This is a genomic window from Paenibacillus senegalimassiliensis (assembly GCF_001486585.1).
GTDB classification, from domain to species: Bacteria; Bacillota; Bacilli; order Paenibacillales; family Paenibacillaceae; genus Fontibacillus; species Fontibacillus senegalimassiliensis.
Genome location: NZ_LN909045.1, coordinates 822,260 through 846,762, shown reverse-complemented (window position 1 = coordinate 846,762; position 24,503 = coordinate 822,260). Strand labels below are relative to the sequence as shown.

Sequence of the window (24,503 nt, the reverse complement as noted above, 5' to 3'; positions counted from 1 at the left end):
AGAGGACCCTTCTATTATAGCTCATTCCGGCAGGGCATTAAAGGACACGGGCAACCAAATCAGGAAGGTCGTGCCTTCCCCCCGCTTGGTCATTACCTCCACCGAGCCATCATGCTCGTCAATAATCCACTTGGCAATTGACAAACCCAGACCGGTTCCCTGGATGATTCCCCGAGACGGGTCTGCCCGGTAGAAGCGCTCAAAGATATGGGGCACCTCACTGCGGTCCATACCGATTCCCGTATCTGCCACGCGAATCCCCACCTGATTGTCTACTCTGACCGCATCCAGCCCTACGCTGCCAGCCTCCGTATATTTAAACGCATTTTCAATGAAAATGAACAACATCTGTTGCAAGTAGTCCTTGCTGCCATGAATCATGGCTCCATCAAGAGCGCTCAGATCACCCGGTACCCACTCCGCCTTCCTCGGCAGGAACTGAGCCCGCCGAACAACCTCTTCTACCACAGGACGGAACAGGAGCTGCTCCTTGTTCAGCGTCTGTCCGGCATCAGCCCGGGCCAGAGACAGCATATCATTGATTAGTCGACTCATCCGCTCGGATTCGGCGGCGATATCATCAACGGCCTCCAGCGAGAAGTTCCTTACCTGTTCGTCCTCGGCAGGCTCCAGGCTGTCTATATCCCGGTTCCACATTCGTTTGAGCAAGTCAACATTGCCCCGGATGGTTGTAAGCGGCGTTCTCAACTCATGAGAAGCATCTGATACAAAGCGACGTTGCGTTGAATAAGCCTCATCCAGCTCCCGATAGAAGCCATCGGTACGTTCCAACATATGATTAATTGTGCCAATCATTCGACCAATCTCATCATTGGGTCCGTCGTAGTCAATACGCACACTCAGATCATTACCTGTCTGAATCCCATTTGCCGCTTCGATAATCTTGCCAATAGGCGCCATTGATTTTCGGGCAAGGAACAGCCCCAGTGAGCTGGCGAACACAATCGTAATTAGCGAACCGAATAGCAGCATCGTTTGCATCTGCTTCATCAGCCGATCCTCTGCATTGGTATCTGCGGCCAATTGGAGCAGCCCCACAATCGTATGCGAATCCAGCGCCAAGGCCCGCTCATATAATAGGTAGGAATTTCCGTTAATCGAAATTCTCTGGAATTTTCCATTAATAATATCCTTCATCTCAGGCACGGGAAATCTGATCTCTCTCTCGGTTAATGCTGGAGAACGCCGAATGTTGCTTTTGACATAGTTATTCAGTTGCCAGAAAATTCTGGCATCCTCCAAGCGGATGATCTGCTCAGGCTCCAATTGCATATCCCAGCCCTGGGTTAGCGTAATGTTCTGTGTGCTGAGTATTTGCTCAGCCTGCTCTACGACCCGCTTTTTCACCTCTTGGTACGTGTTGAACCACACTAGCGCATACAGAGAAGCGCCAAATAGAATCAGCGTGACCGCTAATATTCCCGTATACCATGCTGTCAGCCGCAGCCGAATCGACATGTCAAGCGTCTCCTCTCAAGATGTAGCCAGCGCCGCGAATCGTTTGAATGATGCGTTTACCACCCGATTCCTCCGTTTTTTGGCGTAGCATGGCGATGTAGACCTCCAGCACATTTGATTCTCCGCTATAATCATAACCCCATATTTTGTCCATAATTAAGTCACGGGTTAACAGCCGCTTCGGATTCTGCATAAATAAATGAAGCAACTCAAACTCTTTAGCCGTCAGCTCCAGCCGTTGTCCACCACGCACGACTTCGCGGGAGTCCAGATCCATTACGATGTCTTCAAAAATCAGCCTCTGGCTGCTGTTCTCGCCATTCCCTTCCTTCCGGCGCAGCAAGGCTCGCACCCGGGCCAGCAGCTCCTCCAGAGCAAAGGGCTTAACGAGATAGTCATCCGCTCCCGTATCCAGGCCCTTGACTCGGTTTTCCACCTCATCCTTGGCTGTCAACATGAGAACAGGAACGGTGCTCCCCCCCTCGCGCAGACGGCGACACACCTCAAAGCCGTCCACCTGAGGCATCATGACGTCCAGAATAATCAAGTCCGGGTCCTCGCTCAATATCATGGACAGGCCTTCAGCCCCGTTGCGGGCCGTAGACACATCATATCCCTCAAACGCCAGGCCACGACGCAGCATGGACGTGATTTTCTCATCATCATCAATTACTAGAATTCCCGATCTCACCCAAATCTCTCCTTTTTTGACCGCTCAATCTCTTCCTGCTAATCCCATTGTACCAAAAGAAAACGCTTCGTCCCATCGGATGCAAAAAGACAGCAGGCTTTAAGTGCCTGCCGCCTTTGCTCGCCGCCATTTGCCGTTTGGCGTCACTTATTGCACGTTGGAGAATTGATTTCTATCGCCGATCGTCACGTCAAGATCGATGGTTCTTCCATCACGTACCACGTTCAGCGTCACCTTCTGGCCAACCTGCTGCTGTTGAATGAACTCAATCAGCTTTTCTTTCGTAGCAAATTTTGTTCCGTTGGCTCCAGTAATAATATCGTAAGGGCGAAGATCAGCATTATAAGCTGGTGACTTGAAGACGATATCCGTCACAATCGAGCCTTCCTTCACATCGGTCTCCATTTGCTTGGCAACCTCATCCGTCATCGTCATCAGGGTGGCCCCAATGAACGGAACCGGCTTTTGTGGAATTTCCTCATTATTCTTCAGCTGTTCAATCACTTCAGTCACCGTGCTGGTAGGAATCGCAAAGCCAATTCCCTGAGCATCGGAGCTAACCGCCACATTGATACCGATAACTTCTCCGTTCAAGTTCAGCAACGGGCCACCGGAGTTCCCCGGATTAATCGAAGCATCCGTTTGCAATAAATGCTCGTACTCACGGTCCTTCTCTCCGTTATCCCCAGGAATCGTAATATCCCGTTCTCTCGCGCTAAGCACCCCGGTCGTTACCGTATGATCAAAGCCCTGCGGGTTACCGATGGCAACCAGCCATTCTCCAACCTGGGTATCATCCGAATTCCCCAATGGAATAGATGGGAAATTATCGTCGCCCTCAATCTTCAGTACAGCCAGATCAAGTTCATAGCTCTTGCCCAGCACCTTGGCTTCATAAGGCTTATCCGTCCCTTGGACTGTCACTTGAACCACGTCAGCATTATGAACCACATGCTCGTTTGTCAGAATATAGCCTGTTTTATCAAAAATAAACCCGGAACCAATTCCTGTCGGCACTAATTGCCCCGACCCTGAGCCGGAAGAGGAACCTCCGTCATTATTGCTGCCATTCCCGTTGCCACCAAAGCCAAAGATATCATCGCCGAAAAAGTAGCGGGAGAACGGATCGCTGCCGTAAGGGCTGGTACTGCTGCTTTGCTTGCCGGCTTCGGCAAGCGTTTCAATCTTGACCACTGCCGGACCGGCCTGATTGACCACATTGGTGACATCCCCTGAATTCGTCATAGGGTATACCGCAGTGGATGCTCTGTTCGCTGAAGACGAGTTCGCTGCCGACGAAGTGCTTGCTGCTGGTGCCGTCGTCGTAGCGGCTTGGTTCGGGGTAAATAAATTTTGCCGATCGGCAAAGAACATCGCACAAGTGACGATGAGCATCCCCGCCAGAACACCAGCTACTACCGAGCGGACCGAAGATCTTCTCGGCGGCTTGTTGTACTGCCAATTCCCGCCGTTCTTTGCGGCAGGCTTGCCTAACCCGTCACCACCACCGGCGCCACCATTCTCGGAACTGCGTCGGATCATATCGTAGGATGAAGGAAGCGGTTTGACCGGTTGCGGTCTGGTAATCTCCACTTCGCCGTACTCATTGCGTTCATGGGAGCTACCTGGCACCTCTTGTTGTTCCTCACCTGGCTTGCCATAAGATTGAAAAGGACCGTAGGCATAATAGTATGAAGAGCCCGACTCCGGAGATGGTTGCGATTTAGGTTCCACCTCGTTCCCGTTCTCTCCAAAAGATTGGCCTGACTTGTTCTTTTGATTATCGTCCATGACGTTTGACCTCCTTCCCCCGTATCACTTAGGGGCAACTTGTTTTCTTGTTTTTATTCTGTACCAGAAACCTTAAATACACCTTAAAAACAATTAAAAAGGAGATAAAAGCAAAAACATAGATCAATCCGAGATTTCTTGACTAGAGCTGGACCCAGCCCTGGCGATGAGCAAAGATAGCCAATTGCGTCCGGTCCTCCAATTCACACTTCATCAATAGATTACTGACATGCGTCTTAACCGTCTTAATGCTGATATGTAATTCCTCGCCAATTTCCTTATTGCTCTTCCCCTCGGCAATCAACAACAGCACTTCCTTCTCGCGCTCGGTCATGCCGAGTTCATCGCCCTGAACTGTACGTTGACGCAATCCCCTTGCAAGTGCCTGCGAGACATCGCCCGTCATTACGGGCATCCCCCGATACGCTCCTTGCAGGGCATAGATGAGCTCCTCGGCTGACACCGTCTTAAGGACATAGCTGATTGCACCCGCTTCTACCGCCTGCACCACCAGATCATCCTCAAGAAAGCTGGTGAGGATAACGATCTTCATATCCTGAAATCTGCGCAGCACCTCCCTGGTCGCTTCTGCTCCGTTCATGACCGGCATCATCAAATCCATGAGGATAATATCAGGAGGGCCCCCCGGAACCCCTTGTTCCAGTAAATCTACTGCCGCTTGTCCGTCTCCGGCCTCGGCAATAACTTCGAATCCGGCATCGAGCATCAGATAGGTTTTCAAGCCCATCCGCACCATATCATGATCATCCACGATCATTACCTTAATCTTGCTCATCACGGCTTCCCCCTTGATTATCCTCAAATTTCGGAATGTGAGCCCGAATCGTCGTGCCAGCACCAGGCTTGCTGATAATTTCCACATTGCCTCCCAGCTTCTCAGCACGCTCGCTCATCGTCATTAGCCCATACGAACCCTGCTTGGGATGCCCATTTACAAATCCCTGTCCATCATCACTAATGCTAAGCACGATCCGGTGCGTTCCCTCGCGTAAGGACAAACTGACCATACCCGCTTCCGCATGCTTGACGATATTAGCCATGGCCTCCTGAATAATCAAGAACAATTGATGTTCCTTCGCTTCTGACACATTCCCCTGAATATCAACATCCTTGACGCCCTTCAGTCCATTTTGCCGACAATAATCCGGGAACCATTGATCAAGCGCCTCGGCCAGTGTCTTGCCCATCAATTCCATAGGGCGCAATTGGGCAATCAAAGCCCGCATCTGCTTCTGAGCCGTATTGGACATCTGAATTAACTGACTCATAACCATGTCCGCCTGTGCACGATTAAGCTCAAGTACCTTGGGTAGAGAGGAGGCCGACATATGTATGGCGAACAACTGCTGACTCACCGTATCATGTAAATCCCTAGCCAGGCGTCGCCGTTCCTCCAATACCGCCTTCTCGGCTGACTGTTCCTTCTCCACGACCTCCTGCTCACCTAACTGCTGAAGAAGCTGCATCTTTTTCTCAACCGCTTCGCTCATGTTGTTGAATTCCTGATACACACCACTGAAGGTCTGATCGGCCATCTCCGGCAAGCGTACAGACAGGTTGCCCTTCGCTACCTGAAGCATACTCAAGTGCAAGGCATCAATCTTCTGCTGAATACGCCGACCGGCAATATACCCTATAATCAGCGACAAAAAGAAGATGCCCGCTATATTATAGAGCCATACCGAAGAATCCTTAACTACAATGATTCCGGTATTGGTTCCGATATAGAAGGCAACTCCCGACAAACTGCTGGTCAACAGAAAGTAACAGAGCAGCTCCCATTTCGTGTTTTTTAGAATCCGTTGTACAATCATACGCTAACCCACCATATTTACTTTGATATCACCAATAAATACGCTGACGACCAGTTTGACCTTCTTACTGGCTTCCCCATAATACGAAGATTCTGCAGTAAGGCTACTCATAAAACCACCTTGCTTCTGGTTAAACAGCTTCAAGTCGCCGATAAAAGCACTGGACTCGGCCACAACTCCGATATCCATATCATCGGGGACAAAAATTTTCACATCCCCAATGAACGCCGAGACGTTAATACGAGTTTCCCCGTAAGGAATTTGCGCTTTCGTCAAATCAATGACCGTATCCCCGATAAAATGAGAGATGTTCATCGGCGCAAGCTGGAAATAATCCTGTCCTACATGAACATCCCCGATAAAGCCAGATTTCTGAACTACAGGCCCTTGATGCTCTGCGGTATGTTCATAATAATGACTGGAATCTGCAAACTTCGGACCTGATCCGGCTTGGTTCTTCTTTGCCTCTTCCTTCTGCTCCATCGTGTCGAAAATGGAATCCAGCGGGGACTTCATTTCGGGATGATACGCAGGTGGGGCATCAAAAGGATTAGGGGGCGGCGGAGGCGGCATATCGACTTTAGGTTGACGTGGCCCTCGTAATCTTGGTTTTAATAATAAATGCAATCCGCCTGCAATCAAGACCACCGGGATTAAGTAAGGAAACATTTCCCTTGGGCTTAACATCACATACCCCATATTACGGGCCAGTAAGTAGCCCCCGACTAACATCAGTACCAAGGCCCCAATAAAGCTTCCTCCCCGGACACCACTGCCTACGAATTGAATAAGGCCAAAGTAAATAAGGATCGCTGGCCAATAAGTCCGAACCAACTCACCGATGTCGAGATAGACCACGCCGAGCAGATTCAGTAAGAAAATCACTCCTGCCCCAATCAGCAGAATGCTGGTTAATAACCTTCCAAAAAAACCGTGTTTCATTAGAATAACCTCCCGTAAACAATCCGTTAATGCCATTTTACTTGAAGCCATGACGGCTGAACAGCGGCGCAGGACGGAAAGGGGCCTCGGTCTCGAGACGGAGGACCTGCCCCAAACAAATAAAAGGAGCACCCGTATCTGGATGCTCCTGCTCTCTGCGCTATAACTATTGTTGTTTACTTTCAGGAGTTGTTGCATTACGGGAAGCCTTCGCTTTTTGCGTTACAGTTGCGTTGCTTTCCTCAGCAAATTCCGCATTAAACTTCTCGTTAGGTGTTTTGTAACCTGGAGAAGCTGTTTTCTTTTGGTTTTTCATGAGTTTCACCTCCCTGTCGCATAACGCGGCAAAACCCTTAAGGTTTCACCGCTTTTGTGGCTCCTGTCACGCTGGCCACGTAGCTTATTATGCGAACAGGCGAGTCAAAATATGCGATGAATGGGGCCGAAGGTCAAATTGCCTTCTCCCACAAGTGCTCCGGGATTTCCTTGCCGACTTCCATCGCTTGACCAAGCTCCTTCAGCATCGCCTCAGTCAGCTTGCCGCTGCCTTTACGGACGATCTGAACCTCAACTTCCTTCTTGCCCCACTCTTTATATACTTGCTTCGTTGTATCAAAGTAAAGATCTATTTTATGTCCACGAATGGCTGAACCTTTATCTGCCACCACGCCGTATCCATAACCTGGAATATACAATATCGTTCCAATTGGAAACAGCTTCAGATCAGCGGCGATGGTCGATACGGTGTTTTTATCCCGCCGCACCTTCACGCCGGAATACGTAATGCCATACCCCGGATGATCAGGCTTCTTGCCGGTGGATTCAACGCCTGCGGTATATCCCGTAGCCATAACCTTTACCGTTGCTACCGCCTTGGCAGGCGACTCAGGCTTTCCTTGTTTACCTTCAGCCGTGCTGATCCCCCGCCGCTCATTCTGTATGTGAGCTTGACTATCAGCCTGCGGTTGCTGCGGTGGCGCAACCGTATATCCGGGCAAATCGGCAGCCACCACGAATACCAGCAAGCCGCCAAGCAATCCCCGCTTGATGAACCTTTGCCCCAAATGAAAATGACGCATGTGAAACCTCCCCCTTTATTCCGAAGGTTTTCCACATGCGCCATACTTTATACACAAAAGATGTAGCCCTTATTAGATGACGTGGTTACGAATTTCTTCTTGCAAGGCTGCAATCACTTCAGCTACCGGCTTCGCGCCAAGGTCGCCTTCGCCACGCTTACGAACCGACAATGAGCCGCTGCTTTGCTCGTTTTCGCCAACGACGAACATATATGGCAGCTTCTCCAACTGGGCTTCGCGTATTTTATAGCCCAACTTCTCGTTGCGCAAGTCGCTTTCTACGCGAATGCCCCCTGCACGCAGTTGATCCTCAACTTCACGAGCGTAGGCTTCAAAATTGCCGGATACCGGGATCACCTTCGCCTGTACTGGAGACAGCCACAGTGGCAAATTACCGGCAAAGTTCTCTAGCAAGAAAGCAGTGAAGCGCTCCATCGTGCTGATGATACCGCGGTGAATAACAACCGGACGGTGCTTCTGTCCATCATCCCCGACATATTCCAGTTCAAAGCGTTCTGGCAGCAAGAAGTCTAGCTGGCAAGTGGACAATGTTTCTTCCTTGCCGAGGGCTGTCTTGATCTGTACGTCCAGCTTTGGCCCGTAGAACGCAGCTTCCCCTTCTGCCTCATAGAATGGAAGTTCCAGGGACTCGACAACCTCGCGTAGCATCCGTTGCGACATTTCCCACATTTCGTCATCCGGGAAATACTTCTCGGTGTCCGCCGGATCACGATAGGATAAGCGGAAGCGATATTCCTTGATGCCGAAATCCTCATATACCTGTTGGATCAACTGGATTACACGGGCGAACTCTTCCTTGATTTGATCAGGACGACAGAAGATATGCGCGTCGTTAAGCGTCATGGCGCGAACCCGGTGCAGCCCGGTAAGAGCCCCGGACATCTCATAACGATGCATCAAGCCCAGTTCCCCTACGCGTACTGGCAGGTCACGATAACTGCGCATCTCGCTCTTATACACCATCATATGGTGCGGACAGTTCATCGGACGTAGAACAAATTCCTCATTATCCAGCACCATCTTCGGGAACATGTCCTCTTGATAATGCTCCCAGTGCCCGGAGGTTTTGTAGAGCTCAACATTGCCCATCACCGGAGTATACACATGCTGGTAACCAAGCCGTTCCTCAATATCCACGATATAGCGCTCCAGCGTACGGCGCAGAGTAGCACCCTTCGGCAGCCAGATCGGCAAGCCCTGACCGACCAGATTATTGAACGTAAAGAAGTTGAGTTCCTTCCCTAGCTTGCGGTGGTCTCTCTTCTTCGCTTCTTCCAGGAAATGCAGATGCTGCTCCAGTTCCGCCTTTTTCATGAACGCTGTGCCATAAATACGTTGCAGCATTTTATTATTGCTGTTACCGCGCCAGTAAGCCCCGGCCACGCTTAACAGCTTGAATACTTTAATTTTGCCAGTAGAAGGTACGTGAGGCCCCCGGCACAGGTCGAAGAATTCGCCTTGATCATAAATAGAGATCACGCTATCCTCGGGCAAATCGCGAATCAATTCCAACTTGTAAGGATCACCAAGTTCCGTGAAGATGGCGACCGCTTCCTCCCGGCTCACTTCCCGGCGAGTAATCGGTAAATTCTCACCGATGATGCGTTCCATTTCCTTCTCGATCTTCTGCAAATCCTCAGGGTTTAATGGTTGTTCCAAATCCATATCGTAGTAGAACCCATCCTCGATTACAGGTCCAATCCCCAATTTAACCTCTTTGTTGCCGAACAAGCGCTTCACGGCTTGAGCCATCAAGTGAGCACTGCTGTGGCGCATGATTTCCAGGCCATCGCTACTGTCACCTGTGATAATTTCCACCTTGGCTCCATCCACTAGTTCTGTACTTAAATCCACCGCAACCCCGTTTAACTTACCCGCCAATGCACTTTTACGCAGGCCGCTGCTGATGGAAGCTGCAACATCCTCAAAGCTGCTGCCTTTGGCGTATTCCCGGACCGAACCATCCGGCAATGAAATAGATACTGTCACTGTCTTCTCCTCCTTGAAATATGGTAGATCCGGAGGCGGACAAAACAAAAAACGCCCGTCCCGGAAAGGGACGAGCGTTATATACCCGTGGTTCCACCCTCATTCGGCCTCCCCGCTGCATTTAATACCAACGAGACAGACCCTTATTCGGCATTGAGTAACGGCAATGAACCGGCAATCCCTACTACTGCCAAGAACGGTAGAGGTTCGGGAATGCAGCTACAAAGGGGTAAACCAAAATTGAAACCGAAGGGAATTTCAGCCAAGTTCCCTCTCTCTGAGCTGTTCAAGCCTTTTGATTCATGTCTTTGTCAACGCTTTTCAACTTCGGAGTAATTATAAGCCAATTCTCCCTTACTCGTCAAGGCAAAGAGCCCGGGTCTTAGAACTCCCGGGTTAGAGCCGCTGATCCAAGCTTGCGCATCTCTTGATGAAACAATTGGCAATGCGGGCACAACAGGCATAATTCCACCCGTTCTCCAAAAATACGCCTGATCGTTGTTACAATCTGCGCATCGGGCTCCTGCGTATGCAATAAAATACGTTCGGGGGACAATGAGATTAAGGTGCTTACGATCACGTCCTCCATTTGAATTTCCTGATCGGCAATTCGAGCAACCACGCCACCTGAGCTAGGAACTTGAATGGATGTGAATTGCTCATTCAGGATGGAAAATTCCGGACCCTGCTTATGCATTAAGTGTACCAGAGGTGTCAGCGTCTCCTGTAAGCCAACAAAATACTGAAGCAAGCTGATAAACTCCTCATATTGCTGATCATGCAAATAGTCATCCGTTGCCAGGTCAATGGCTTCGCTTAGCAAAGCATCATATGCCTTTAGTCGAAACGCAGCAAAGCCGCTTAAATGAAGCTGCGGACTAGTCAGCAGATAATGAACCAATTCCTTATGGATTAAGGCGGTCCTCCGCCCCCACTCCCCGTTCTCCGGATGATTCGTCAGCATACTCATGACAGCCTCTCCAATGAGTTGCTCCTCTTCATACGAAGCAAAGCTGTACTCTCGTTTCATCATGCGTAGCACACGCTTCGGTTCCTCTACTTCAACCAGATATTTCGCTAACTCCCGCGCCAGAACATTGATCAAGGAGTTGCCATCTTGTCCTCCCTGAGGCGACATCGAGCTTTCCATTCCCAGCACCGCTTCCAGCCATTCTCCAGGAGCCATACCAAAGCTCACACTTACCTTAAGATCGTGTACATGTTGCAATTTACGTACAACCTCATATATCGTATCCTTAAATCGCTCATCCGCTTCCGCGGAGGCGCAATCGATTCGTACCGAGAAAAAATCCATGAACCTGGCCCCCTTCCGCTTCCTCCTCCAAGTATATGGTGGTGAGGAAACGGATATACAGAAAACCGTTCATGGAATGAAAGGCAACTTTACCATCAAGCTGCCAGAGTAATATTTAGTTTTGCATAATGAAGTCGCGCTCAATCGTGCTCTCTTCATCAAACTTGCGTAGAATATCATATCTGGTATTGCGCTGTGCCGGGATTTTCCCCGCTTCACGAATGATGGACAATATGGACTCAATGTTCACCTTATACGTTGCACCAGCCGATGATACAACATTCTCTTCGATCATCGTGCTGCCAAAATCATTACAGCCATATTGCAAGGAGAGTTTGCCGACCTCTGGTCCCATCGTAACCCAAGAGGATTGGAAATTCTTAATATTATCAAGAACAATGCGGCTGATGGCTACCGTCTTCAAATAGGATTCCGGCGTTTGGCGCTCGGCCTTCAGGTTGGTATTGTCCGGCTGGAAGGTCCATGGGATAAAGGCCAAGAATCCTTCCGATGGGTACTTGTTCGCAATACATTCATCCTGAGCTTCGCGTACCCGCAACAGATGCAGCGCACGCTCTTCCATCGACTCACCGAACCCGATCACCATCGTTGCCGTAGTGTTCATTCCGATTTTGTGAGCCGTCTGCATCACATCCATCCAATCTCGCCAGGAGCCCTTCAAACGGCTAATCTTGCGACGTGTACGATCATCCAGAATTTCCGCTCCACCACCTGGCAGCGAATCCAGGCCTGCTGCATGAATCTGGCGCACTACTTCCTCCAGTGACAAGCCTTCAGATACATCCTTCATTTTCAATATTTCGGCTGGGGAGAAGGAATGCATCGTAATATCCGGGAACCGTTCTTTGATGGCTTTGAGTAAATTTGTGTAGTAGCTGAACGGCAAATTCGGGTTTGTTCCACCCTGCATAAGAATTTCTGTTCCACCAACATCGATCGTCTCCTGGATCTTCTGGAAGATGGCCTCATCTGGCAGCACGTAACCTTCTTCGGAACCGGGACGGCGGTAAAACGCGCAGAAACGGCAATAAACATCACAAATATTCGTATAGTTGACATTCCGTCCAATGACAAAGGTAGTAATGGGTTCTGGGTGTCTGCGTTCCATCAAAATGTTAGCGGTGTGCCCTATCTTCTCCACTTCATCGGATTCAAACAACTGGACCGTATCCTCCAGGTCCAAACGTCCGCCTTGGAGCGCTTTGTTCAATATATCGTCAATTGCAGTCATCGGCTTCACTGCCTCCTTAACACTATAAAAATAGAAATATAAATGCTGAAAATTTAAAATGATAGCTCAATCGTAACACAATCACGGGCAGAAAAACAAAAGAAAAAAAGGCCGCTACCGCGCGGCCTTTAGAATTAACCCCTAACATCAGCAATTTTTTAAGGCTTGCTCCAAATCGGCAATCAAATCATCGATATCCTCCAGACCCACCGAGAAACGCAGCAGTCCGTCGGTAATCCCCCGCTCTGCGCGAACCTCTGGTGGCATGGAAGCATGGGACATCATTGCCGGATAAGACAGGATGCTCTCCACTGCTCCGAGGCTTACCGCTACCAGTGGCAGCTTAACTAAATTCAGCAACTGCTTAGCCCGCTCGCCGGAGCCTACATCGAAGGAAACCACCGCACCATACCCACTGGATTGCTTCTCCTGAATAGCCCGTCCCGGATGATCTGGCAATCCTGGATAGAAGACCGCTTCGATATCCTCGCGGCGGCTCAGCCAATCGGCAAGCTTACGAGTGCTGATCTCGCAATGCGCCATACGTGTCGCTAGCGTCTTCATGCCACGCATGAGTAACCAGGAATCCTGAGGACCCAGCACCGTTCCTAGACCATTTTGCACATACTTGAGTTGTTTGGCCAGTTCTTCTGTTCGCGCTACGGCCAATCCCGCCAGCACATCACTGTGACCGCCAAGAAATTTGGTCGCGCTATGCAACACGATATCCGCACCAAGCTCGATAGGACGTTGATAATAAGGAGTCATAAACGTGTTATCAATGATACTAATCAGTTGATGCTCCCGCGCCCACGCAGCGATGTCAGCAATGTCTGTGATTTTTAGTGTCGGATTGGAGGGAGTCTCCATGTATACGGCCTTGGTATTGGGCTTAATCGCGGCCTTCACTTCTTCAGGCTTGGTCATATCCACAAAGGTGGCTTCAATATTCATCCGGCTTAAAATGCTCGTCAGAAGCCGATACGTTCCCCCATAGACATCTTCGGTCACGATGATGTGATCTCCTGCTGAGAAGATCATGAAGGTGGAAGAAATCGCAGCCATTCCGCTGGCAAAAGCAAAGCCTTGCACCCCGCCCTCAAGCACGGCGATATAATCCTCTAACGCCTGGCGCGTAGGGTTGCCCGAACGGCTGTAATCATACAATGGCGGATTGAAAATATCGTGATGATGGAATGTGGAAGCTTGATAAATAGGTACACTGGATGCACCCGTTTCCTTATCTACTTCATTGCCGAAATGAATCAGTTTCGTTCCGAATTTGGGCTCTTGCCCCTGCCGCTCTTGCTCGCTCATTAAGCTTGTCCTCCTTCAACTTCCTGACGTGCCGCTTCCAGCGCCGCGCTCAGATCAGCAATCAAATCGTCTACATGTTCAATCCCGACGGAGAAGCGCAGCAAGCGATCGTCAACGCCAACGGCCTCACGGATTTCCACTGGGATATCCGCATGGGTTTGCACGGCAGGATAAGTCATCAAGGACTCCACGCCGCCCAGGCTCTCGGCAAAAGCAATCAGTTTCAGGTGGCGCAACACAGGCTCCACATAACGGGCATCCGTCACTTTAAAAGAGAATATCCCGGTATTACCGCTGGATTGCTTGCGTTGAATTGCATATCCCGCATGCTCCTCCAGACCCGGATAAAATACCTCGGCAATCTGCGGGTGCGTCTGCAGATATTTAGCAATGGTCAATGCATTGCTCTGATGTCGTTCCATCCGTAGCGCCAAAGTCTTCATGCCGCGCATTAACTGATAGGAATCCGAGGGACTCAGCACCGCCCCAATCGAGTTATGCAGCATTCCAATTTCAGCGGACAGCTCCTGCCCCTTTGTTATTATAAGACCCGCCAGTACATCATTGTGTCCACCCAGATATTTAGTGGCACTGTGCACGACGATATCGGCTCCCAGTTCCAGCGGCCGCTGGAAATAAGGAGTCAACAGCGTGTTATCCACAATCGTCAGCAGATTGTGGCTACGAGCCCAATCAGCTACGGCTTCAATGTCCGTAATCATCATCAGCGGATTTGTCGGTGATTCAATAATTACTGCTTTGGTATTAGGTTGACGAACGCTTTCTAGTGCTGTGAGGTCATTGGTATCCACATAAGAAGACGTCACGCCATATTTGGACATAATCCGTTCCAGCAAACGATAAGTCCCTCCATACAAGTCCAAAGACACGATGAGATGGTCCCCTTGGGCAAACAGCATAAAGACCGTCTGCAAGGCAGCCATCCCGGAGCTACAGGCAAACCCGGCATCACCGGACTCCAAAGCTGCGGCCGCTTCCTCCAATACGGCGCGGGTTGGACTCTTCGTGCGGGCATAATCGAACCCCGTGCTTTGACCCAGCCGAGGATGGCGGAATGCCGTTGCTTGATAAATAGGATAGTTAACGGCACCCGTCACCGGCTCTTCCAATGAACCGATTTGTGCCAATATACTCTCAATGCGCCACTCTTTTCGTTGCTCCCCCACCTGTAATCACTCCTGCCTTAAATTTGATATACAAAGTCCGCCAACTGATCGATGTCATATGGCGTTTCTTGATACACATAGTAGTTTAGCCAATTGGAAAACAAAAGGTTGGCATGGGCACGCCAGGTAGACCTGGGCGCCTTGGAAGGATCATCGTTTGGATAATAGTTCACCGGCAATTCAATCTCCATCCCTTTGGCGACGTCCCGGTCGTATTCCCATTTCAGAGAATGGGGATCATATTCCGAATGTCCAGTCACGAAGATTTGCTTGCCATCCTGACCAGCCACCAGATAAATGCCTGCCTCCTCGGATTCTGCCAATATCTTGAGCTCCGGCTGACGTTCAATATCAGAACGCAATACATCGGTATGACGGGAATGCGGAACCTGAAACGCTTCATCAAACCCGCGCAGCAGCTTCACATGGGGATCGGTAACCGCATGGGAGAACACGCCAAAGCACTTCTTCTCCAGTGGTATCTTCCGTACCCCGTAATGGTGATACAAGCCGGCTTGCGCCGCCCAACAAATATGCATGGTGGAAGTCACATGTGTTTTGGTCCACTCGAAGATCTCCTGCAATTCCGACCAATAATTGACCTCTTCAAATTCCAGTTGTTCCACCGGAGCCCCTGTCACAATCATTCCGTCGAACCGGAGATTCTTGATTTCCTCAAAGGTCTTGTAGAACATTTCCAAATGTTCTGCCGGGGTGTTCTTTGAAGTATGTGAACCAGGATGCAGCAATACGATTTCCACTTGAAGCGGTGTATTACCGAGCAAACGCAAAATTTGAGACTCTGTCGTCTCCTTGGTTGGCATCAAATTCAGAATCGCGATGCGCAGAGGACGAATATCTTGCTGATAGGCGCGGCTCTCGTCCATGACGAAAATATTTTCGCTCGTCAGCACTTCCTTGGCCGGCAAGTGATCCGGTACTTTGATCGGCATGGTTTAAGATCAACTCCTTCTTGTTGTAGCGTCAAATCATATCGTTTGAACGAAGGGGCATAGTAGTACAAGAAATGACCTCTCTCACGGGGGAGAAAGGTCATTACGTATCCTGTATGCGCCTCTCTCATCTCTCAGAAACGGACAAACCATCATAGCTTGCTCGCTCTGCAAGAATTAGCACCGCTGCGATGGGTTACATCGCCGGTTGCCGGGTATCATCGGGCTAGTCCCTCCACCTGCTCTTGATAAGATTTCGCTATATTTAATTGGTTTAAGGAAATACGGCTCTAATGCCTACTCCCTGTCATCACTTTAATGTATCAGATAGCATTCCGTCAAGAACCTGGGAGAAAAATCACAATATATGTTTTAGGTTGAAACATGTCATTGGCAGGCGTTATACTAGACAAGTGCCTTGAGAGCCCGATTAGGCTTAAGGCCAACGCTTAACGCGAACAAAACTGGCAATAGTGAGGTGAAACCGAGGATGGAAGGCGACCCGAGTCCGCAGAGGACTACCCAGGTATTACAATTGCATAGGAAACCGAACCGCTGGGTGCCCGCGGAACGCTTGCGGCACTTTCGTTTCCCGGTGTTTGCATAAACGCCTTTTTTGACGTTACGAGGTAACCAGCCTTCTCTTTCCTATGCTCTAAGCAGAGCAAACCCTGGCCACAAGTGTCTGGGGGAAAGGGAGTGAAAGTTTATGAAAATCCGTCATGTCAAAGCCGGCGTATTCACTACGGTTGAGAATGTGGAGTTAACGACTACCGCACCGGAGGAAGGCTTCTACTGGATTGATGCGGATGCAAGTGATCTGGCATTGTTACAGCCATTATTCTCCTTGCATGATTTGGCTGTAGAGGATTGCCTGACCGAAGAGGAGCAGCGTCCCAAGATTGAAACTTATGATAACCATTACTTTATCGTGGTTAACAGCATTCGCTACGATGACGAGGAAATTTTCCTGCGCGCTTTGAGTATTTTCTTGGGGCGGCACTATATTATTACGGTTACTAAACAAAAAATTAACGAATTGCGGGCGGTAAAACCAATTCTCTGGGAGCAAGAGGTTAGCGAACCGGACCGCTTTTTATACCTGTTAGTCGACTTAGTCGTCGATAATTACTTCACGGTTGGTGACCGGATCGAAGTCAAGATTGAGAAGCTCGAAGAGGATATTCTGATGCACACCAAGCGCTCTCATCTTAACGAAATCATCGGGCTACGAAGCGAAATTTTGTGGTTAAAGAAAGTGCTCGGCCCTCAAAAGGAAGTCATCAATATACTCAACAAGAAAGATTTGCGGCTTATTGATGACCAATTGCAGAAGTATTTTAGCGATATACATGAAAATGCGGTTAAAATATCGGAGAACTTTGATACATTTCGAGAACTGGTAGGCAACTTACGTGAAGCTTATCAAGCCGCCATCGCCAATCGAGCCAACGAGATCATGCGTGTTTTTACGGCGATTACGACGATCTTCATTCCGCTTACGCTGATTACCGGTATTTACGGAATGAACTTCGATAACATGCCTGAGCTGCATTCCCCTTACGGATATTTCATTGTCCTGGGCATTATGGCTGTACTTGGCTTCGGCATGTTCTTCATCTTCCGAAAAAGGGATTGGATATAAAGCTGATAAAGGCTAACGGGGGCAATTTTACTTGCCCTATCGTTGGCCTTTATTCATGTGCTACCTTAGCCTGCCTGACGAATGCTTTCCTGATGATGGCGGTAGCGGATGCGAATGAGCCGCAAGCGCTCATACAGCGTATCAACTCCTCCGCCATCGGCAGTATGCTCACCATACACCTTTTGTAGCACCGGCTTCAACAGAGCATCGCCCAGTTCTTCGTATGCTTGCCAGACCGCTTGCTGTTCTTCTTCAGGCATCTCTGCAAGCTCCAATCCAACTAGCTGCTCGGTACTGTAGCCCTCCTTGCCCAAATCCTCTAGCAGTTCAATGGCCTCCCTGCGTTCCAGTCCAGTTCTTTCGCAAATGTCTGCTAACTTAAGATCGGCGGCCAATGCCTCCAGCACAGCCCGGCGAACACTGTACTTCTCCATCTCCTCGCGGTATTTATTTTCCTTCTGCTTGTACATCCAGGAACGGAACACCTCCGCGTCCAGTTCCGCGTCTACCCAATCCAAAGGAAAGGCCCGTACTTGCGGCTCTCCTCGGGTGATATCCAGCACCTCGGCACCATATTCACTCGCCTTGTTCTGTCCGACACCTGGCAATTGCAATAGTTCCTCTTCCGTCTGAGGCAGGAACACACTGATCATCCGCAACAATCGATTGCTGCCGATCAGATAGGGAGCTTTATGTTCCGCGGAGGCTTTCTTTCTCCGCCAAGCTGCCAGTTTGTCATACACCGGGGCATTCTCATGAATTTCGCTATAACAAAATAGCTTCTGCGCCGCTAAGCCACGTCTACTGAGAGCTTGTCCTTCACTCCAGATTCCTTCTACAACGGGGTGAAACCCCTCCGCCATTCTGGCTGCCAGGCGGTGACGATAAATGTAGAGCATCTCCGACCAGGAGGCTCCCTCATACCACAACTCCTCCTGCTGTCCATCAGCCGTCAACTCGTTCCAGCCCATCTGCCATACCCCCTCTTCTTCCCCGATCCAAACCTGGGCTCCTTTCTTCACTACCCCATCAGCCTTCTTCTCCAAGCTGTTCAGAAATACAATTCGCATCCATCCCGCCTCCTTAAATGTTCGGTTACGGAAGCTATATAAGTTAAAATAATAAATCTGCAAAAAAGCAGACGAGAATAACTTATATAGGCATTTGTCTGCTCAAGAAAAACGCAAAAAAGCACCTCTGTGCGCTAAGCGCAACAGAGGTGCTTCCTCCAGACGTAACCTAATATCCCTAATAATACCACATTCTATTTGGCTGTCAATGCAGAATTATTGATGCTACCTATCTCTATTTTTTTCGGTATAATAGTGACAAACATTTCCTCAAATAGAGGGTGTTCAACTCGCACTCATACCTAAGGAGGCTTAACCGATGAATGCGCCACGTCAAGAACTTGATTTCCTATCCGATAGCACGGAGAGTACCTCAACCCGATTTGTTACCTTCATCGGCGGTTCGTTAAAACGGTTTGACCTGGCCGTTACTACAACCAGCCGTTTCTACGGCAAGAAGCTGGTAGCCGACATGCAGAATGGCCGAACCGCTATTCTTGGTACCGATGATCTGGATGAAGAGGGTTATCTCGAACATCTCTTTAGCTTAAACGAAGAGGAAGCTGGTGAGCTTCGCACCTTTCTCTATCAAGTCCTCGGCGATCCCTACTTTACGGATTAATGACCTAGACAACACCAAGCCATGAACTAACGCTCGCCATTTCCAGCTCCTCAAATTTCGATATGACCAGCGAAGGATTGAGCTCAAAGCGGCAGACACCAGCCTCACAGTTCAATTCTACGTCGCAACGGATCGTTGCCAATTGCCGGGATAAATGCAGCATATCCAAATCGGTCTCAATTTTGGTTCGGATCGATTTGGATAACTGCTCCAGGCTGGCCAAGATGCCTTCAATAGAGCCATATTCCTGCACCAGCTTCAGGGCCGTCTTCTCTCCAATGCCCCGCACACCAGGGTAATTATCGCTTGTATCTCCCATCAAGCCCTTCAAATCGATGATCTGCTCTGGAGTCAAGCCTTTCTCTTCCTTCAAGACTTCTGGCGTATATACCATATAATTGCCATGGCCCTTTTTCATAATAAGGACATGAGTACGCTCGCTGACCAGTTGCAACATATCATGATCTCCTGTCAGCACCAGTACATCCATGCCCTCTTGTCCAAAACGGGAAGAAAGGGTCCCGATGCAATCGTCCGCCTCATAGCCAGGACAGCTAATATTAGGTATTCCCAAGCTATCCATCACTTCACGAATGATGGAAAACTGCGGAATCAGCTCATCCGGAGCCTCTGAACGATTCCCTTTGTACTGGCTGAATTGCTCAGTTCGAAACGTCTTGCTCCCCAAATCCCAGCAACAAGCAATATGTGTTGGTCCAAACCGCTGCACAGCATCCCAGAAATAACGCATAAATCCATACACTGCATTTGTCGGCAATCCCGCTTTTGTCCGGCGGATATAGCCCGAAGCCGCCGATGCATAATAAGCCCGGAACATCAAGGCCATGCCATCGACCAACATGATCGTATCTTTCCCACTTTGTACCAAATTCACTTCCGGCCCAGCCACCTTCCTGAACACTTTGGTTCCATTCCTAATACGTATTGGTTCTGCCTTAACCCCAAACTCGCTCGTACTCTTCTTCCTTGAACCCTACTGTCACAAGCTGGTGATTGTTTCGAACGATAGGACGTTTAATCAACATTCCATTCGAAGCCAAGAGCGCAAGTTGCTCCGCTTCTGTCATCCCGGCCAGCTTATCCTTGAGGCCCAGTTCTCTATATACCTCTCCACTCGTATTAAAGAATTTCTTCAATTCCAGTCCACTGAATTCCACCAGTTCCTTCAATTCCTCGGCGCTTGGCGGCGTTTCATGAATAGGCCGCAAATCCAGCTCATGCCCCCTGGCATTCAACCACTGAATAGCCTTGCGACAAGTTCCGCAGCGCGGATAATGATACACGGTTAATTTACTCATTCAGTCATCCTCCTGGTTTGATATGGATTCATTAGGTGACGTGTCTTCCCGCCCTCATCAGTTGCTGCAAACGCTGCATATCCTCGGGTAGCTCTACTTGAAACAGCAGGTCTTCCCCCGTTAAGGGATGGCGAAAGCCCAGTTCTGAAGCATGCAGAGCATGTCTGCCTATCGCCTCATTCCATACTTGAGGAGGCTGTATCACGGGACTATCCGCATGATCCAACTCCTGCTTCTGGGGAAGATTATAGAGCTTGTCCCCAATAAGCGGGTGACCCAACTCCGTCATATGCACACGAATCTGGTGAGTTCGGCCTGTACCCAAACGCAACTCTACGCGCGCCCCTTCTCCAAAACATTCAGCAACCTGGTAGAAGGTTAACGCCGGATAGCCCGATGGTGTTACGATTCGGCGGTGAGGCTCGGCGGGATCGCGGTCAATCGGACCATCAAGCGTGCCCTCAACCGATGACGGGCAGCCATGCACCAAAGCTGTGTATTTCTTGATCACCTTGCCTGCAATCATCTGCTCGGAAATGTGCTGATGCACATAGGCATTTTTGGCGATAGCAATCAGTCCACTCGTTTCTTGGTCCAGCCGATGTACTGGCCGAAAGCGAAATTGTTCACCTTTCTCCTGCCAGTAATGCACCACCCCGTTAGCCAGCGTGCCTGTATAATGGCCATGGGTCGGATGGACAATGATTCCGGAAGCTTTATTAACAACCAGCAAAGCTTCATCCTCATAGGCGATATCAAACGGAATTGGCTCTGGGAGAATATCATCGGAGCTTTCCTTCTCCAGCGATACACTCACCATATCACCAGCCTTGACTGTCACACTGATGAACACTCGTTCTCCGTTCAACTCAACTCCGCGCTCCGTCAATTTAATACGAGACATCAGCTTGCGGGATACCCCAAGCCGCCTCTGCAGCACGCTCTTGACCGTCCACCCCTGCTCAGCCTCGGTCACCAGGTAAGTGATCGGATCATAATATTCACTCATGATTTATTGCCAAACACCTTCCGGCTCCGCAAATATTCAACATCCGCCACCTCAGCAAGGCGATTCGCCGTACGAGCAGCGGCAAAGAAATAATCGGACAGGCGGTTCAAATATTTGAGCGCCTCCTGGTTAAGTTCCTTGCTGTGGCTCAGCGTAATAGCCCGGCGTTCCGCCCGGCGGCATACGGTCCGGCATACATGTAATGCGGATGCAAGCTGTGTTCCTCCAGGGATAATAAACTTCTCCAGTGAGGGGTTCTCTGCCTGATGCTGGTCAATCCAGGTCTCCAGACGTTGGATGGGCTCCCCTGTCATCTTGTAGCGCCGGCTATCCGACAATTTCACGAAGGCAAGATCTGAACCGCAATCGAACAATTCCTGTTGAATTTGCAGTAGCTCTTCTCGCAGATTGATAAACGGTTCTTCATGGATCAGACTGCAGGCCTGACCTACGAAGCAATTCAACTCATCTATTGAGCCGTAAGCCTCTACCTGTGCATCATCTTTATCAACTCTACCTCCAATGACCGAAGTTTGACCCTGATCACCGGTACGTGTATAAATAGCCATTTGAGATTCCTCCTATTTGCATCCTACCGTTCCATTTTATCATAAAACCAAGTCCCGCTGGATAAGAGACTTCCCCCAACAATCGGCTGCATCATATGAATAAGGAGACCGGTTCACGGTCTCCTTATTCAGTGAATCCATATATAGTTATCATTATCTACTCTTGTGGGATATTCTCATAAACTCATTTATTTTCAGATCCAACAAGCTGCTGATCTCTACCACAATATCCGAGGTGAAGGACTTCTCCTCCAGAAACAGCTTCTCCATCTTACTGCGCAGCAGATAAATTTCATCCTCTAACGTAACAGCATGTGGTGAATTCGACCCGTCCGGTCCGTCCATCCATGGATTCGTATCATGTCCTTCAGCAATTAAAAAGTTATTGAATGGCAGGTTGTATCCACCACAGCGCAAAGAAATCCCTCCCTGAGAAACTTAAGCTTCTTCCAAAATCGAATTATACCATGGTAATCAATGATTGATCAATTAGAAAATGAAAGAATTGTTAATAAGCCCCATTTCCCGGCGATTCATTTCTTCTACCCCTGCTTTAGGCGGTGAACAAACTCACCCATGCGATGCAAGGCTTCGCTTAGTTGATTGACCCCGGTTGCATAAGAGCAACGCAAGAACCCTTCTCCACCAGCCCCAAACACATTACCTGGTACCGCCGCTACTTTAGCTTCAAGCAATAAGCGCTGGGCAAATTCTTCCGAACCGAGACCCGTCGATTCAATACTAGGAAAAGCATAGAACGCTCCTTGCGGTTCATGACATTCCAGACCGATGTCCCGTAATCCCTGGACAACCAAACGCCGCCGCTGGTTATAGGATTCGATCATTTGGTCCTTCTCCTCCAGCCCGTTCTTCAATGCTTCGAGAGCAGCTACTTGACCCATCACGGGGGCACACATCACGGTATACTGGTGAATCTTAAGCATGGCATAGATCAAATCCGGGTGCCCGCAAGCATAGCCCATACGCCAGCCCGTCATGGCGAATGCTTTGGAGAAGCCATTAACCAGAATGGTCCGGTCTTGCATACCCGGAATTGAAGCGAAGCTTACATGCTTTTGCCCATACGTCAATTCCGAATAAATTTCATCTGAAATGACGATCAAGTCATGCTCTTCTACCAGTTTGGCGATGGGTAGCCAATCCTCGTAAGTCATAATGCCACCCGTTGGATTACTCGGATAGTTCAAGATAAGTACCTTTGATTTGGGTGTAATTTTGGCCCGCAAATCCTCAGCTTGCAGCTTGAATTCGTGGCGGGCATACGTCTCAACTTCGACGGGTATCCCTCCACCAATGGAAGCGATCGGCGAATATGAAATATAGCAAGGCACGGGGACCAGAATTTCATCACCAGGCTCGATTAAGGCACGCAAGGCCAAATCAATGGCTTCGCTACCTCCCACGGTAACCAGAACTTCATCCTTAGGGTTGTACTTCACGTTATAGCTCGTGTACAAATATTCGGCGATAGCCTCGCGTAGCTCAGGCGTCCCGGCATTGGACGTATAACTCGTGTAACCACGCTCCAGAGAATATACACAAGCCTCCCGTACATGCCACGGCGTAATAAAATCAGGTTCGCCCACACCAAGTGTAATAATATCCTTGCTTCCGCTGACCAGATCAAAAAAACGGCGAATGCCCGAAGGCTGAATCTCTCTGACCAGTGGAGCCAAATAGGATGACATCGTTTTCCCAGACTGCTCGGCACCTTGTGATTGAATGCTCATCTCATTACTTCCTTTACGGAGAAATCAGCAAGCGGCGATCTTCTTCCGGGTCCTCAAAGATAATGCCGTCCTGCTTATATTTTTTTAAGATAAAATGCGTTTTTGTTGACAAAACAGACTCTAAAGTCGACAGTTTGTCAGAAACAAAACTTGCGACTTCCTTCAAATTCTGGCCTTCTACCTCGACAAGTAAATCATAAGCCCCGGACATCAAATATACAGATTTCACTTGAGGGAACAGATAAATTCGTTCAGCAATGGCCTCGAAACCACGTCCCCGCTCCGGGGTAATTTGCACTTCAATCAACGCCGTAACCTTGTCGTCATCCAGCTTGCTCGGGTTAATGACTGTCGCATATTTAACGATGATATGGTCATCTTCCAGTTCCTTGATCGCTTCCGCCACTTCTTCCGTCGAAACGCCCACAAGCGTTGCCAATAAGTTCGCATCACGGCGGGCATCCTCTTTGAGGAGGTCCAGCAGTTTGAGCTTCAATTCGCTTAGTTGTTTCATTCCTCATCCTCCAGCGATGCTTCCGACGCCCCGGGTTATCCAGTAGCCATCGGAACAATTTAATACTTATATTACATGAATTTATGATATCTGACTAGAAAAACAAGCCATGCCAGGTTAGCTTTTAGAAACGTGGATTTGAAATGTCCGACG

General features: G+C 49.3%; 24 protein-coding genes and 1 riboswitch. Of the genes, 2 read left to right on the top strand and 22 right to left on the bottom strand.

The annotated features are described in order from the left end of the window. Nucleotides 1–21 precede the first annotated feature (21 nt). From BN3279_RS13790 to metA, 14 genes are all read right to left on the bottom strand, one after another. Nucleotides 22–1,479 carry a sensor histidine kinase gene (locus tag BN3279_RS13790; RefSeq protein WP_059051706.1) on the bottom strand — a complete coding sequence of 486 codons (1,458 nt, stop codon included), beginning with the start codon at nucleotides 1,477–1,479 and terminating at the stop codon, nucleotides 22–24. Between the two features lies 1 nt (nucleotide 1,480). Beyond that, entirely contained in the window at nucleotides 1,481–2,170 is a 690-nt protein-coding gene (locus tag BN3279_RS13785) for a response regulator transcription factor (RefSeq protein ID WP_059051704.1), read from the bottom strand. A 147-nt stretch (nucleotides 2,171–2,317) separates the two neighbouring features. Further along, the gene (locus BN3279_RS13780; protein ID WP_059051702.1) at nucleotides 2,318–3,961 is read right to left on the bottom strand and encodes a S1C family serine protease; all 1,644 of its coding nucleotides are present in this window, start codon (nucleotides 3,959–3,961) and stop codon (nucleotides 2,318–2,320) included. A 142-nt stretch (nucleotides 3,962–4,103) separates the two neighbouring features. Continuing rightward, the gene (locus BN3279_RS13775; protein ID WP_059051700.1) at nucleotides 4,104–4,757 is read right to left on the bottom strand and encodes a response regulator; all 654 of its coding nucleotides are present in this window, start codon (nucleotides 4,755–4,757) and stop codon (nucleotides 4,104–4,106) included. Continuing rightward, on the bottom strand, nucleotides 4,744–5,796 hold the full coding sequence (locus tag BN3279_RS13770; RefSeq protein WP_059051698.1) for a sensor histidine kinase: 1,053 nt from the start codon (nucleotides 5,794–5,796) through the stop codon (nucleotides 4,744–4,746). Before BN3279_RS13770 ends, BN3279_RS13775 begins: the two co-directional genes overlap by 14 nt. Nucleotides 5,797–5,799: 3 nt before the next feature. Beyond that, nucleotides 5,800–6,738 (bottom strand): cell wall-active antibiotics response protein LiaF, encoded by a 939-nt coding sequence (liaF, locus tag BN3279_RS13765; protein ID WP_059051697.1) that lies wholly within the window; start codon nucleotides 6,736–6,738, stop codon nucleotides 5,800–5,802. 166 nt (nucleotides 6,739–6,904) lie between these two features. Continuing rightward, complete coding sequence (locus BN3279_RS24015) at nucleotides 6,905–7,054, bottom strand: hypothetical protein (protein WP_187377795.1); 150 nt, start codon at nucleotides 7,052–7,054, stop codon at nucleotides 6,905–6,907. A gap of 133 nt (nucleotides 7,055–7,187) precedes the next feature. Then, entirely contained in the window at nucleotides 7,188–7,817 is a 630-nt protein-coding gene (locus tag BN3279_RS24265; RefSeq protein ID WP_059051695.1) for a 3D domain-containing protein, read from the bottom strand. Between the two features lie 72 nt (nucleotides 7,818–7,889). Continuing rightward, on the bottom strand, nucleotides 7,890–9,827 hold the full coding sequence (thrS, locus tag BN3279_RS13755) for a threonine--tRNA ligase (RefSeq protein ID WP_059051693.1): 1,938 nt from the start codon (nucleotides 9,825–9,827) through the stop codon (nucleotides 7,890–7,892). Nucleotides 9,828–10,209: 382 nt separating this feature from the next. Continuing rightward, entirely contained in the window at nucleotides 10,210–11,142 is a 933-nt protein-coding gene (locus BN3279_RS13750; RefSeq protein WP_059051692.1) for a putative sporulation protein YtxC, read from the bottom strand. A 115-nt stretch (nucleotides 11,143–11,257) separates the two neighbouring features. After that, nucleotides 11,258–12,394, bottom strand: coding sequence for a cyclic dehypoxanthinyl futalosine synthase (mqnC, locus tag BN3279_RS13745; protein ID WP_059051690.1), 1,137 nt, complete (start codon nucleotides 12,392–12,394; stop codon nucleotides 11,258–11,260). Nucleotides 12,395–12,541: 147 nt separating this feature from the next. Beyond that, the gene (locus BN3279_RS13740; protein ID WP_059051688.1) at nucleotides 12,542–13,711 is read right to left on the bottom strand and encodes a trans-sulfuration enzyme family protein; all 1,170 of its coding nucleotides are present in this window, start codon (nucleotides 13,709–13,711) and stop codon (nucleotides 12,542–12,544) included. Beyond that, the gene (locus BN3279_RS13735) at nucleotides 13,711–14,898 is read right to left on the bottom strand and encodes an aminotransferase class I/II-fold pyridoxal phosphate-dependent enzyme (RefSeq protein ID WP_059051686.1); all 1,188 of its coding nucleotides are present in this window, start codon (nucleotides 14,896–14,898) and stop codon (nucleotides 13,711–13,713) included. Before BN3279_RS13735 ends, BN3279_RS13740 begins: the two co-directional genes overlap by 1 nt. A 17-nt stretch (nucleotides 14,899–14,915) precedes the next feature. Then, the gene (gene metA, locus BN3279_RS13730; RefSeq protein ID WP_059051684.1) at nucleotides 14,916–15,851 is read right to left on the bottom strand and encodes a homoserine O-acetyltransferase MetA; all 936 of its coding nucleotides are present in this window, start codon (nucleotides 15,849–15,851) and stop codon (nucleotides 14,916–14,918) included. Between the two features lie 124 nt (nucleotides 15,852–15,975). Then, nucleotides 15,976–16,106: riboswitch (SAM riboswitch) on the bottom strand. 454 nt (nucleotides 16,107–16,560) lie between these two features. Between metA and corA the strand changes: the two genes are divergently transcribed. Continuing rightward, entirely contained in the window at nucleotides 16,561–17,496 is a 936-nt protein-coding gene (gene corA, locus BN3279_RS13725) for a magnesium/cobalt transporter CorA (RefSeq protein WP_059051682.1), read from the top strand. Nucleotides 17,497–17,561: 65 nt separating this feature from the next. On the opposite strand, the gene BN3279_RS13720 is transcribed toward corA, so the two are convergent. Then, complete coding sequence (locus BN3279_RS13720) at nucleotides 17,562–18,566, bottom strand: HRDC domain-containing protein (protein ID WP_059051680.1); 1,005 nt, start codon at nucleotides 18,564–18,566, stop codon at nucleotides 17,562–17,564. A gap of 319 nt (nucleotides 18,567–18,885) precedes the next feature. Between BN3279_RS13720 and BN3279_RS13715 the strand changes: the two genes are divergently transcribed. After that, nucleotides 18,886–19,188 carry a DUF3055 domain-containing protein gene (locus BN3279_RS13715; protein WP_059051678.1) on the top strand — a complete coding sequence of 101 codons (303 nt, stop codon included), beginning with the start codon at nucleotides 18,886–18,888 and terminating at the stop codon, nucleotides 19,186–19,188. A 4-nt stretch (nucleotides 19,189–19,192) separates the two neighbouring features. Here the strand turns inward: BN3279_RS13715 and BN3279_RS13710 are convergent, their stop codons facing one another. The 7 genes from BN3279_RS13710 to BN3279_RS13680 all read right to left on the bottom strand — a co-directional run bounded on the left by BN3279_RS13710 (nucleotide 19,193) and on the right by BN3279_RS13680 (nucleotide 24,350). After that, nucleotides 19,193–20,050 carry a 5'-3' exonuclease gene (locus BN3279_RS13710; protein WP_089153480.1) on the bottom strand — a complete coding sequence of 286 codons (858 nt, stop codon included), beginning with the start codon at nucleotides 20,048–20,050 and terminating at the stop codon, nucleotides 19,193–19,195. Nucleotides 20,051–20,144: 94 nt separating this feature from the next. Further along, nucleotides 20,145–20,507 carry an arsenate reductase family protein gene (locus BN3279_RS13705; protein ID WP_059051676.1) on the bottom strand — a complete coding sequence of 121 codons (363 nt, stop codon included), beginning with the start codon at nucleotides 20,505–20,507 and terminating at the stop codon, nucleotides 20,145–20,147. Nucleotides 20,508–20,538: 31 nt separating this feature from the next. After that, nucleotides 20,539–21,516 carry an RluA family pseudouridine synthase gene (locus BN3279_RS13700; protein ID WP_059051674.1) on the bottom strand — a complete coding sequence of 326 codons (978 nt, stop codon included), beginning with the start codon at nucleotides 21,514–21,516 and terminating at the stop codon, nucleotides 20,539–20,541. After that, on the bottom strand, nucleotides 21,513–22,085 hold the full coding sequence (locus BN3279_RS13695) for a cob(I)yrinic acid a,c-diamide adenosyltransferase (protein ID WP_059051672.1): 573 nt from the start codon (nucleotides 22,083–22,085) through the stop codon (nucleotides 21,513–21,515). The genes BN3279_RS13700 and BN3279_RS13695 overlap by 4 nt, the downstream gene beginning before the upstream one ends. 153 nt (nucleotides 22,086–22,238) lie before the next feature. Beyond that, a complete protein-coding gene (locus BN3279_RS13690; RefSeq protein ID WP_082673082.1) occupies nucleotides 22,239–22,430 on the bottom strand; it encodes an aspartyl-phosphate phosphatase Spo0E family protein in 192 nt (63 codons plus the stop codon). 197 nt (nucleotides 22,431–22,627) lie between these two features. Next, the gene (locus BN3279_RS13685) at nucleotides 22,628–23,836 is read right to left on the bottom strand and encodes an aminotransferase class I/II-fold pyridoxal phosphate-dependent enzyme (protein WP_059051670.1); all 1,209 of its coding nucleotides are present in this window, start codon (nucleotides 23,834–23,836) and stop codon (nucleotides 22,628–22,630) included. A 13-nt stretch (nucleotides 23,837–23,849) separates the two neighbouring features. After that, nucleotides 23,850–24,350, bottom strand: a complete 501-nt coding sequence (locus BN3279_RS13680) for an Lrp/AsnC family transcriptional regulator (RefSeq protein WP_059051668.1) — start codon at nucleotides 24,348–24,350, stop codon at nucleotides 23,850–23,852. Nucleotides 24,351–24,503 lie beyond the last annotated feature (153 nt).